Source organism: Flaviflexus huanghaiensis (assembly GCF_014118685.1).
Classification (GTDB): domain Bacteria; phylum Actinomycetota; class Actinomycetes; order Actinomycetales; family Actinomycetaceae; genus Flaviflexus; species Flaviflexus huanghaiensis.
This window is the reverse complement of the sequence record NZ_JACFAK010000001.1, coordinates 299,758-311,710: the sequence shown is the minus strand read 5'-3', so window position 1 is coordinate 311,710 and position 11,953 is coordinate 299,758. Positions and strand designations below refer to the sequence as shown.

The window sequence follows — 11,953 nt, the reverse complement described above, 5'->3', positions numbered from 1 at the left end:
CTACCTACTCATGATGAGGCTCATCGCCTCCGCGCGTGTCGCCGCGCTCCTCATAACACCGCGCACCGCGGACGTCACAGTGCGCGCCCCCGGTTTACGTGCCCCCCGTAGCGACATACACATGTGTTCGGCTTCAACGACGACGATCGCGCCCCTTGCTCCCAGTGGGTCCATGAGAGCGTCCGCGATGCTCGATGTCAGACGTTCTTGGATCTGCGGCCTGCGGGCGTACCCGTCAACAAGCCGAGCAAGCTTCGACAACCCGGTGACGGTGCCGTCCTCGCTCGGGATGTATCCCACATGAGCGACCCCGTAGAAGGGCAAGAGGTGGTGTTCGCACATCGAGTAGACGGCGATGTCACGGACGAGGATCATCTCCTGGTGGCCGACCTCGAACGAGGCGGAGAGAACATCTCGGGGGTCCTCGTGCAGGCCCGAGAATATCTCCCGATAGGCACGCGCCATGCGCGCCGGAGTGTCTTTCAGTCCGTCGCGGTCGGGATCTTCACCAATCGCGACGAGGAGGTCGCGAATCGCGGTCTCAACACCCTTGAAATCGAATGTCACGAATCCTCCGTATAGTCGATGGGCGGGATATCGGAGACCGGTCTCTCATCCGAACTCAGCCAGAGCGGACGCTCGGGTGACTTGATGACGGACTCAAAGAGCTCAGCAAGCTCCTTCTCGAGCAACGTCTCCTTCTCGAGGAGCCGCCCAGCGAGCTCGTCGAGAATGTGGCGGTTCGTCGTCATGATCTGCCAGCACTCATCGTGCGCGACGTCGATAAGGTGGCGAACCTCTTGATCGATGATATGGGCCATCCGATCCGAGTACTCCGCAGGGCCGCCACCTGCGGCCCGCGTCATCGGATCGGAATCATCGGCAACAAGCCGAACGGCGCCTACGCGTGCCGACATCCCGTACTCCGTCACCATCTTCCGGGCGATGCTCGTCGCTTTCTGAATATCGTTGGATGCTCCCGTTGTCGGGTCGTGGAAAACTAGCTCTTCGGCGACTCTCCCGCCGAGTGCGTACACGAGCTGATCAAGAAGCTCATTGCGAGAGGTTGAGTAGCGATCCTCGGTTGGCATGACCATGGTGTAGCCGAGAGCTCGACCGCGCGGCAGGATCGTCACCTTCGTTACGGGGTCCGTGTGGTTGAGCGCGGCGGCGGCAAGCGCATGCCCGCCTTCGTGGTACGCGGTCATCCGCTTTTCGTTGGGGTTCATAACGCGGGTGCGACGTTGCGGGCCGGCGATAACCCGGTCGATCGCCTCGTCAAGGTCGCTGATCGTCACAACCTTCTGCCCGGCCCTGGCGGCGAGCAGTGCAGCCTCGTTCATGAGGTTGGCAAGATCCGCGCCGGTGAATCCTGGCGTGCGGCGGGCGACCGCCGACAGCTCAACCCCCTCCGCGAGGGGCTTGCCCTCCGCATGGACTTGGAGGATTTTCGTACGCCCGGGCAGGTCTGGGGCGTCGACCGCGATCTGCCGGTCGAAGCGGCCGGGCCGCAACAGAGCCTGATCGAGAACGTCGGGACGGTTCGTCGCGGCGATGAGGATGACGTTTGTTGTCGCGTCGAAGCCGTCCATTTCAACCAACAGCTGGTTGAGCGTCTGTTCGCGCTCATCGTTGCCGCCACCGATGCCGATGCCGCGGGAGCGGCCGACTGCGTCAATTTCGTCAACGAAAATGATGGCGGGGGCTGACTGCTTCGCTTTCGTGAAGAGGTCACGCACCCGGGAAGCGCCGACTCCGACAAACATCTCGACGAACTCGGAGCCGGAGATGGAGAAGAAAGGGACCTGGGCTTCACCGGCGACCGCTTTCGCGAGCAGGGTCTTGCCCGTACCTGGCGGACCGTAGAGGAGGACGCCCTTCGGGATCTTCGCACCCATGTTGCGGAACTTATCGGGGTTCTCGAGGAACTCCTTGATCTCACCGAGCTCCTCCACGGCCTCGTCGACGCCTGCGACGGCGTCGAAAGTCACGTCCGGCATCTCCTTGTCCGGTCCCGCGCCTTTGCTCCGAATCTTGCCGAAGCCGCCCATACCACCCTGCTGGAGCTTCGGTAGGAGGAAGATGAAGAAACCGAGAATGATGAGAAGCGGGACCGCCATGATGAGAAGCGATGCCCAGATCGAATCCTGAGGAACGACGGAGTTATAGCCGTTGGTCGGCTCCGCGGCCGCGACGAGTTCAGCCACCTGCTCGTCCTGGGCTGTGACGTATTGGAACGACACGCGGTCGCCCGCCTCCTGCTCCTCCCCGCCAGCGTCAGTGACGGTCACCTCCTCCACGAGATCGAGGCGGACGGTCTGGGCGCCCTGCGTAATAACGGCACGCTCAACGTCGCCCGGCTCCGCCTCCTTGAGGATCGCGATCCCCTCCGAGGTCGAGATCGGCGTGTACTCACTGCCGCCAAAAAACAGATAATAGAAGGCGAGAATGAACAGTGGGGTCAGTAACCACGGGAACCAGGAGCGCCTCTCCGGCTGGGTCTTCTTCGACTTTTTCCCAGCGTCTTTGCCACTGCCCTTCGGACCAGCGTCCTCGTTGTGTTCGCCGCCCTTCTCGGGGGAGCTCGGCTTTTCACCCTGATCGGCTCCCTGCCAGGGTTTCAGCTGTGTGCGGCGCTGCCGCTTATCATCCGCCATAGACGTGCGGCGCCAGAGTGCCGATAAAGGGCAGATTGCGGTATTTCTGGTCGTAGTCCAGGCCGTAGCCCACAACAAACTCGTTGGGAATGTCGAAGCCGACGTATTTGACGTCGATGTCGACTGTCGCCGCCTCCGGTTTACGCAACAACGTCATGATCTCCACCGTTGCAGGGCCGCGTGACTCGAGGTTCGCTTTGAGCCATGACAGGGTGAGCCCGGAGTCGACGATGTCTTCGACGATGACGACATGTCTGCCCTCAAGGTCGGTCTCGAGGTCCTTGAGGATGCGGACAACGCCCGAGGACTTCGTGCCGGACCCGTAGGAGGAAACCGCCATCCAGTCCATCATGAGCGGTGTATGCAGCTTCCTTGTCAGGTCAGGCACAACCATGGCCGCGCCCTTGAGCACGCCGACAGTGAGGATCTCGCGGCCCTCGTAGTCCCGGTCGATCTCGGCGGCGAGTTCATCCAGCCGGCTCGAAATCTGCTCTTCGGTGATGAGGATCTCCTTGAGGTCCTCGCCCATATCCGTCGAATCCACGAATATCCCTTCATCAGTCACTGCTTGGGTTTATGCTACTCCACGACCCGCACGAGGCAGTCCCGTGTTCTCGTAGCGCGCAGTCCCGGGATGTCGACTCCTCTACCCGTCTCACCGTCGATGAGCCGGTCCACCGCTGCCAGGTGCCAGCCACTGAGCTCGCCGGGCCGTGCCCCCTCCTCGAGTAGCCATGCCCGGAGCACCCGAGTACGGATCGCACGGTGAAGGGGGCGTAACGCATCGAGCCGAAGCCCATTCTCGCCGCGGGCGTCGGCAAGAGCCGCACCTGCTACGCCGTCGAGGTAATCGAGATCGTCCTGGATGAGTGACGCGGTCCGTGCGAGCGGCTCACGCACGTCGATGCCTAGCGCTTCGGACAGGGCAGGGAGCGCCCGCTCCCGAACTGCAACGCGGCGCAACGGCTGACCATCGGCGGTGCGCCACGGCCCATCTACTCGATTCGATGGATCGTCCCACCAGGGTGTCTCCCATCCTCTCAAAGCGTCCTGCAGAGCGGTTCGGGTGAGCCTGAGGAAAGGTCGTGCGACGGGAACATCAGGAGCGCCGGGAACGGACCCTCGGGGTGTCATCCCCGCAATCGAACGCGGCCCGCTTCCTCGGCCGAGCCCCATGAGGACCGTCTCAGCTTGGTCGTCCATCGTGTGTCCGAGAAGGACGAGAGCTGGACCGCCGATGGCTCGTGCCTCGTCCGCGATCACGCGATATCGTCCTGTGCGGGCGCTACCTTCGGGACCCTCGGTGCCAGAGGGGTCGATTCGGATCGATCGAGCCGGCATGTGCTCCGCGAGCATGTTGACAAGGTTCGCGGCCCGCTCGTCGGATCCGGGCAGGATTCCGTGATCGACGGTGAGCGCATAGGGGATAACGGCGGCGGTACGAGCTTCGGCGGATACCGCGAGTGCGAGCGCTAGGGAATCTGATCCGCCCGAACACGCAACGAGGATCGGGGTGCCGGGGTCGAGGTCTGCAAAGACGGAGCGGACCGCCTGGCGCGCGGCTAAGACAGCACGCGCGTAGCCCACGACTGTGGATCCTTCAGCTCAGCCGCACTCGGTAGGTGGAGGGGATTCTCCCAGATCTGGTTGAAGCCCTCATGCCCCTGTGCGGCGATAATCGACGACACGAACCGTTCTCCCGCCCGATACTGCTCGAGCTTCAGGTCAATCCCAAGCAACTTGTTGACGTGCTTCATGGTGCCCGTCGCGTTAGCCCGCCGAGCAGCGATTGCGGCTGTAATCCGCCTGCGGGATGGAATCCTGGCGATTGGCACCGCGTTCATCACGTGCTCCGCGTGCCCCTCAAGAACGGCCATCGTCGCGAGAAGCTCATCGAACGCGTCCCCGCTCAGGCCCTCATCCAGAGACTCCACCGCCATGTGAACCTTGGCGATGATGACGTCCTTGAGCCAGGTTGCGGCGGTGAACTGAAATGCGTGGGCGAACTCGTGCACGCTGACGAACAGCTGAACATCCATGATGTCCAGGTTCCAATCAGTTGCGAACTGCGAGATGTTCGGTGCGACGAGAAGGAGCCTGCCGGAGATCGGCAACCCCCTTCCAGGGAGCGCTGTCAACGCGAAAGGATCGTATTGGCCGAGGATTCGGGGCGCGAGGAACGCGAGCGCACCCGCGAGCTCTTCAGATGCCAGTCTGTTTGTGAACCGTCCACCATCGAGAACATCATCGAGAAGCGGTGCGACGGAGACAGCGGCCGCTTGTGCCCATCCGGGCCGCGCAAGCACAGACACTGGGGTGTCGGCGACCATGTCTGTCAGGTCGTGCATGTGGGTCACCTGCGCAACAACCTCGGGGGCTGCCGCGGCAGCTCTGCGAAGCCCGGTTGCGACAGCGCGAGCTTTTGCAGGCGTGATATCCGGACCTGAGCCGGAGAGCTGCCGCACCCGGCGGTATGCGATAGTCGGATCAACCGGCATCTTGTTCTCCCATAGCAAGTGCATTAAGCGCCTCATCGATGGCGGGACGCACGATCGCCGTCGTCCCCAGTTCTAGACCATCAATGAGGATTGAGAAGGTGAGGACGTGGCCACCGCTTGTCGTGACATAGCCGGAGAGCGAGTTCGCCTCGACGAGAGTCCCTGTTTTCGCCCGAACAAGACCGCTCGACTCCAGCTCCCAGAACCGTTCCGTGAGCGTGCCGCTCAGGCCCGCCACCGGCATACCGTGCGGCAGGCTCGAGAGCGGGCACTCAGTGCAGACGGCGGCTTCAACGAGAATCTCAGTCAGCAGACTCGCGCTTACCCTGTTGTCAGTTGATAGACCGGCCGTGTCCGAGACAATGAGTCCGGTTGTCGCGAAGCCCTGCTCGGTGATCGAGTCGCGCACACCCTTCGCGGCTCCGCCAAAGTCGGCTGACAAGCCGCGCTCGATCGCGACGAGGTGGCCGAGCACTTCTGCCATCGAGTTATCCGACACCGTGAGGCAGTGGTCGACGAGGTCACGGATCGGGGCGGAGTGGACGACGCCTACCTGTTGGGCGGAACTGGGCGCCACAGCGGTGCCGATTGCCTGGACTTCGATGCCGCGTTCCCGAAGACGCTCGGCGAAGACATTGCCCGCATCAATGTCGGGAGTCGCCGAATAGAAGCCGTCGAGCCGGCCCCTATCGATAGCGAGCGGCCTCATTGGCATGATGTAGGACCGGTCGATTCCCTGGACCATGTCGTTGTAGTTCGCGCCAGAAAATAAGCTCGAGTCCACGTTGAGAAGGATGGAGGTGACTCCGCGGTCGGTCAACATCTCGGTCACCTGGTCGGCGAGATCCCCGAGTCCGGCACGGCCGATCCGTGCGCCCGGGTCGCCCTGGTCCAGGGCGAGGTAAATATCCCCGCCACCCACGAGGTAGAGGGTGTCACCCGCGAGCATCGCCGATGTTGGAAGAGTCGTGTTTGGTCCCAGTTCGGCTAGCGCCGCTGCCGCGGTCAGGACCTTCATGTTGGAGGCTGGCACCTTTCCGTCATTTCCCGCCATCTCATACAGCAGGTTCCCTTCGAGGTCACGGACGGCAAAGGCTGTGCTTCCCGTATTGCGAGGATCGGCGGCCAGTTGCTCCGCGGCCGTAGCGATGGCCTCCGGTGAAAGATCCGCAGCATTGCCAAATGGGGGAACGTGTGCGTCAAACACCTCAAAATCGGCCACTTCAGGGTAGGCTCGTGGCTCTGACGGCACATCAGCTGCCGTGAGGAAACCCGGTGCTACGTCAACCGCATCCGCAATGACGTAACCTCCGAGTAGAATCAAGACAGCAACAATAACCGCCTGCGATCGTGCCTTCACCTTGTCAGTGTGTCACGATCGTTCATCGTTCACCACAAAGGAACCTGGAGCCAAAGGAGGCGTCATGTTGGAATTCGATGTCACCATCGAGATCCCCAAGGGCAACCGGAATAAGTACGAGGTTGATCATAAGTCTGGACGCATCCGGCTCGACCGCATGCTGTTCACCGCCACCCGTTATCCGGATGACTACGGCTTCATCGATGACACCCTCGGGGAGGATGGCGACCCGCTTGATGCGCTGGTCCTTCTCGAAGAACCGACATTCCCAGGTTGCGTCATCCGTTGCCGCGCGCTCGGCATGTTCCGCATGAAGGATGAAGCGGGCGGTGACGACAAGGTGCTGTGTGTGCCCTCTGGTGACCAGCGCGCCTCCTGGCGCGTCGACATCGACGATGTCTCCGAATTCCATCGCTTGGAGATTCAGCACTTCTTCGAGGTCTACAAGGATCTCGAGCCGGGCAAGTCCGTTGAAGGTGCCCATTGGGTGGATCGCGCAGCCGCTGAGGCAGAGATTAAAGCCTCGTATCAGCGCGCGATCGATCAGGGTTACTACTCCGAACACTGACACGTGAGGGGGCCGGTCAGGTCCCCTTCCATGCTGGCAAGCTGACACCCCAGCCACGAACGATGGTCGGCTGGTGGTTCAGCGCAGGAAGTCACTTGCAACGCAATCGGTGCCGCCGATGTCACCGAGAAGATGAGCAGCTTGCCAGAGATCTGCGGGAGAACCGCTACCCCGTCAAAGTGACGTCATTCAAAGTTCCCCTCGTGGACCTTTTGACGTAAAGGCCATTCGACGCCCGGCCTCGCCCCTTCCCGGTCATTTTCGTGACGAACGTCCGACCGGCTGATCGTCGATGATGACGGCCAAGTCGGTGTCGGTAGTCGACCACCCACACGTCACACCCGGCCGAGCAAGCGCCTAAGACAAGCGGAGGGGACAGCTCAACCGGCCAGCCTCCTGTCACGCCCAGCGATCAGTCGCCGACGACGTTGCGATACATCGGGCTACCCCAGACCGCGCGCTCCTGAGTGCCCATCGAGGGGTTCCAGGCTGCGATGTGGGAGCCGTTCCCGGTGTAGATACCGACATGGCCGGGCCACCACATGAGGTCGCCGGGACGAGCCTGGGACGCGGGAACCTGCGTGCCATTGAACTGCGCACCGTAAGAGGACCGAGCCACCGTGATCCCGTGATGACCGAAGACGAAATGCGCGAATCCGATGCAGTCCCAACCGGCTGGCGTCGTGCCTCCCCACACGTAAGGGGCGCCGACGAACTGCCTCGCGTACGCAACGATTGAATTGCGGACGTTCGTCACCGGTTTCGGAGCAGGAGGTGGCGTCGGCTTCGGCGCAGGGGCCGGAGCTGGAGCGGGGGCCGGAGCTGGCGCGGGTGCTGGTGCAGGTGCGGGAGCAGGTGCGGGAGCAGGTGCGGGAGCAGGTGCCGGAGCCGGAGCTGGCGCGGGAGCCGGAGCTGGCGCGGGAGCCGGAGCTGGCGCGGGTGCTGGAGCCGGAGCGGGTGCTGGAGCCGGCGCGGGTGCCGGTGCCGGAGCAGGTGCCGGTGCTGGAGCCGGGGCCTGCGCAGCAGGTGGCTGGGGCTGGCGGGACTGCTGATTGGCCGACGACTGAATCGCGGCAGCTTCCTGCTGGGCCACGGCCTGGGCCTGGGCCTCTTCGAGCATGACGCGTCGGGCCTCTTCAACCTCGGCAACGCGCTGATCCTCGAGCGCTGCGATGCGTGCGCGCTCTTCTTCCGCTTCGACGCCCTTTTGTTCCGCAATGGCGACGATGACAGCCTCACGACGGTTCTCCGCCTCGGCCAGTTGTTCGGCCGCAGCACGGGCCGCCTGCTCGGCGTCCCGAGCCGTGTTGTCGACCTCGGCAGCGGCGGCGGACTGCGCTTCCGCGGCGGTAGCGGCCTGCTCTTCCATTGCTTCTGCGAGATTGAGTTTTGCCTCGAACTCCTGCAGCTTGCTACCTGCGGACTGGCCAACGCGGTCATAGGCGAGCTGACGCTCGTTCGCTTCCTGGAGTGTGTCGGCTGAGAGATAGTTGCCGAAGGGTACCGCGTGCGCACCATCCCTATACATCGCGGCGCCGACACTACCGAGATCCCGGCGAGCTTCATCGACTTCGGCGAGGGCAGCGTTCGCGGCGTCCTGCTTATCAATGGCGTCGGTGATGGACTCCGCGAGTTCAGCTTGGGCGAGGATCTGTTCGCTTTCAGCCCGCGCTGCAGCATCCGCGAGCGCAGTCGACTCTGCGGAGAGCTCAGCGAGCTCGGCCTCAAGCTGGGCGAGCGACATCTCCATGTAGCTTGATGCCGGAACAGTGCTGTCCTCAGCATCGTCCGCGAGGACGGCTGTGCCAGCTAAAACCATACTTCCGGCGATAGCTGCGGCGAATGCAGCCCGTGCGGCGCCCCTGCGATGTTTGGCCACGTATCTCTCCTCGCCATGACGGCGTGTCGTCTTGACTGCGTCGTCAAAAGATTCTTTTCCGATATCGACGGTATAACATTTGTGACCTTTTAGAAACATCTTTTTCAATTTGCACAGCATTCCCATCTGTCACATGCGCAACATCTGGCTGAATTCCGCAAGAAACCGCGGAAAGAGGGGTGTTGCAGGATTTAGCGGCTCTGTAATATTTTTGAGACGTGAGCAAGATCACACCCGCGTCGGGCATCCTGAGATTAGCGTTCGTCCGTGGACTGAGACATTCCGGGCATCGCTTTGCCGGAAATTCTCGAGCCGTTTATGGTCAATGGCATGTTCCGAATGTGTAACTAACGCACGCCCCGCTTCGAGCCGGCGTGCACCGATGCACGCCGCATCGGCCCCAGCCATTCAAACTGTGAGGCTGGAGTTGGTACACAACTTTGGCACTCCCTTATGCAGTGAGAGAGATCATGACCCAAGAAAACTGGAACTTCGAGACCCTGCAGATCCACGCAGGGCAGACCCCGGATACCGAAACCGGAGCGCGTGCGCTCCCCATCTATCAGTCGACAGCGTTTGTCTTCGATGATGCTGCGCAGGCCGCGGGCCGGTTCGCCCTGGCCGAGCCGGGCAACATCTACACCCGAATCACCAACCCCACCCAGGCCGCCATCGAGAATCGTCTCGCTGCGCTCGAAGGCGGCGCAGCAGGCCTGCTTCTCGCCTCGGGCCAGTCTGCAACCACGCTGACGATACTCAACATCGCCCAGGCGGGCGATCACGTCGTTGCAAGCCCATGGCTGTACGGCGGAACACTCAACCTCCTCACCCATACGCTGACTCGGTACGGGATCGACGTCACTTACGTGGAGGACCCAAGCGACCCCGAATCGTGGCGTGCCGCCACGAACGAGCGGACGAAGCTGTTCTTTGGCGAGACGATTCCGAACCCTCGCGGATCAGTGCTCGACCTCGAGACGATTGCGGAAGCGGCGCACGCTGAGGGTGTCCCGTTCGTCGTTGATAACACGATCGCCACGCCGTACGTCACGCGCCCCTTCGAGCACGGCGCCGACATCGTCATCCATTCGGCGACGAAGTTCCTCGGCGGGCACGGCACGTCGATGGGGGGCATTGTCATCGAAAAGGGTGACTTCGATTGGACGTCGGGCAAGTTTCCGACGATGTCTGAGCCGGATGCGTCGTATCACGGCATCACATGGGCAGACCTCGGTGCCGGAGCGTTCGTCACCCGTATCCGCACGACCCTTCTCAGGGACATGGGGCCGGCGATTTCACCGTTTAACGCGTTCCTCATTGGCCTCGGTGTCGAAACCCTCTCGCTACGCATGGAAAAGCACCTGGAGAACACGCGGACGGTCGCGGAGTTCCTCGAGAGACATGAGCTGGTCGAGTCGACGACGTGGGCCTCCCTGCCGTCCTCCCCGTACTACGAACTAGCTCAGAAATACACTCCGAAGGGCGCCGGCTCGATCATCGCCTTCGTCCTTAAGGGTGGCAAAGAGGCTGGCATCAAGTTCGTCGATGGGCTGACGCTTCATTCGAACGTCGCCAACATTGGGGACGTGCGCTCGCTTGTCATCCACCCCGCGTCAACGACGCACTCGCAGTTGACAGAAGCCGAACTGGAGGCAGCCGGGGCACCCGCGGGTCTCGTCCGTCTGTCGGTCGGGCTCGAGCACATCGACGACATTCTCGCCGACCTCGAGCAGTCCTTCGACAGGCTCTGATATGGATCTGTCGCCCGCGTACCTTGTCGGTCATCCCCCGCTACGCATCACCGATGCCGCACCGGTGCGGGACGCTGACACGGGCTACTTTCCGCACAGGCGACTTCGTCTCCTTCCCGCCAGCGGCGCATGGCGGGAAGGAGACGATCCCGGTGACCGGAAGTTTGTCGACCTCGGCACCCGAGTTCTGGAATCCGGCGAGTCGCTGGAGGTGACAGTCGCGTACGAGACCTGGGGGCAGCTCAATGAGGACCGCTCGAACGCGATCCTTCTCTGTCACGCGCTGACCGGCGACTCCCACGTGCGTAGCGAGGACGGTACCGAGGGCTGGTGGCCCGGCATCGTCGGTCCCGGTAAGGCGATCGACACCGACCGGTACTTCGTCGTCGTCCCGAACGTCCTCGGCGGCTGCCAGGGCACAACTGGGCCCGCCTCCCGTCATCCGGACGGTGAACCGTGGGCACGTCGTTTCCCGCGCCTGACGGTGCGTGACCAGGTCCATACCGAGAAGGCGCTCATGGACCATCTAGGCGTGCCGTACTGGCATCTTGTCGCCGGTGCATCGGCCGGCGGCCACAGGGTCATGGAATGGCCGGCGACGTATCCGGATCATGTCGAGCAGTTCGCTGTGCTCGTATCCGCCCCTGAGACCACGGCCGAGCAAATCGCCTATGCTCACCAGCAAATGCTCGCGATCAAGCTAGATCCCGCGTGGCGGGGCGGGGACTATTACGATGCTCCGGCCGGAAACGGTCCCCATGCCGGACTCGGGCTTGCCCGAGCAATCGCCCACACGACGTATCGGTGTGCAACCGAGCTCGATACCCGCTTCGACCGCACACCGCAGGAGGGCGAGGACCCGTTGATGGGCGGCCGGTTCTCGGTCCAGTCCTACCTCGACTACCACGGCTATAAGCTCGCAGCACGGTTCGATGCGAACTCGTACTTGACGCTCACCGAAACGATGATCACCCACTCGATCGGCCGGGGTCGTGGCGGGGTCGACAAAGTGCTCGGCAACATGACAGCACGCGCACTTGTCGTCTCGGTCGACACGGATCGGCTCTTTCATCCCGCGGATCAGGCTCGGCTTGCCGACGCATTGCCCGGGTGCGAGGGGCTTGTGACAATTCATTCCGATCATGGCCATGATGGTTTTCTCGTGGAGGATGACCAGGTAACGGCGATCTTGTCGGAATTTCTTCAAGGACGGTCACCGACGCTCCGTAGCTGACACAAT

General features: G+C 62.6%; 10 protein-coding genes. 3 read left to right on the top strand and 7 right to left on the bottom strand.

Annotation, left to right across the window (positions count from 1 at the left end; genetic code table 11):
- Genes folE through dacB form a run of 6 tightly spaced genes read right to left on the bottom strand, consistent with a single transcriptional unit; the run spans position 1 to position 6,515 of the window.
- Complete coding sequence (gene folE, locus H7E91_RS01350) at positions 1 to 567, bottom strand: GTP cyclohydrolase I FolE (RefSeq protein WP_182353256.1); 567 nt, start codon at positions 565 to 567, stop codon at positions 1 to 3.
- Positions 564 to 2,657: an ATP-dependent zinc metalloprotease FtsH gene (ftsH, locus tag H7E91_RS01345; RefSeq protein WP_182353255.1), complete on the bottom strand. Its 2,094-nt coding sequence runs from the start codon at positions 2,655 to 2,657 to the stop codon at positions 564 to 566. Before ftsH ends, folE begins: the two co-directional genes overlap by 4 nt.
- Positions 2,647 to 3,201: a hypoxanthine phosphoribosyltransferase gene (gene hpt / locus H7E91_RS01340; RefSeq protein ID WP_182353254.1), complete on the bottom strand. Its 555-nt coding sequence runs from the start codon at positions 3,199 to 3,201 to the stop codon at positions 2,647 to 2,649. Before hpt ends, ftsH begins: the two co-directional genes overlap by 11 nt.
- Before the next feature lie 35 nt (positions 3,202 to 3,236).
- A complete protein-coding gene (tilS, locus tag H7E91_RS12065; protein WP_182353253.1) occupies positions 3,237 to 4,244 on the bottom strand; it encodes a tRNA lysidine(34) synthetase TilS in 1,008 nt (335 codons plus the stop codon).
- A complete protein-coding gene (locus tag H7E91_RS01330) occupies positions 4,220 to 5,155 on the bottom strand; it encodes a zinc-dependent metalloprotease (RefSeq protein ID WP_182353252.1) in 936 nt (311 codons plus the stop codon). The genes tilS and H7E91_RS01330 overlap by 25 nt, the downstream gene beginning before the upstream one ends.
- Entirely contained in the window at positions 5,145 to 6,515 is a 1,371-nt protein-coding gene (dacB, locus tag H7E91_RS01325) for a D-alanyl-D-alanine carboxypeptidase/D-alanyl-D-alanine endopeptidase (protein WP_182353251.1), read from the bottom strand. The genes H7E91_RS01330 and dacB overlap by 11 nt, the downstream gene beginning before the upstream one ends.
- A 64-nt stretch (positions 6,516 to 6,579) precedes the next feature.
- On the opposite strand from dacB, the gene H7E91_RS01320 reads away from it, so the two are divergent.
- Positions 6,580 to 7,083 carry an inorganic diphosphatase gene (locus H7E91_RS01320; RefSeq protein WP_277814754.1) on the top strand — a complete coding sequence of 168 codons (504 nt, stop codon included), beginning with the start codon at positions 6,580 to 6,582 and terminating at the stop codon, positions 7,081 to 7,083.
- 412 nt (positions 7,084 to 7,495) lie between these two features.
- Here H7E91_RS01320 and H7E91_RS12060 read toward each other — a convergent pair whose 3' ends face one another.
- Positions 7,496 to 8,962, bottom strand: a complete 1,467-nt coding sequence (locus H7E91_RS12060) for an NlpC/P60 family protein (protein ID WP_182353250.1) — start codon at positions 8,960 to 8,962, stop codon at positions 7,496 to 7,498.
- 470 nt (positions 8,963 to 9,432) lie between these two features.
- Here H7E91_RS12060 and H7E91_RS01310 point away from each other — a divergent pair, with 470 nt between their 5' ends.
- Together H7E91_RS01310 and metX are read left to right on the top strand one after the other, a co-directional pair.
- Positions 9,433 to 10,713 (top strand): O-acetylhomoserine aminocarboxypropyltransferase/cysteine synthase family protein, encoded by a 1,281-nt coding sequence (locus H7E91_RS01310; RefSeq protein ID WP_182353249.1) that lies wholly within the window; start codon positions 9,433 to 9,435, stop codon positions 10,711 to 10,713.
- A 1-nt stretch (position 10,714) separates the two neighbouring features.
- Positions 10,715 to 11,947: a homoserine O-acetyltransferase MetX gene (gene metX, locus H7E91_RS01305; RefSeq protein WP_182353248.1), complete on the top strand. Its 1,233-nt coding sequence runs from the start codon at positions 10,715 to 10,717 to the stop codon at positions 11,945 to 11,947.
- The last annotated feature ends 6 nt before the right edge of the window (positions 11,948 to 11,953 follow it).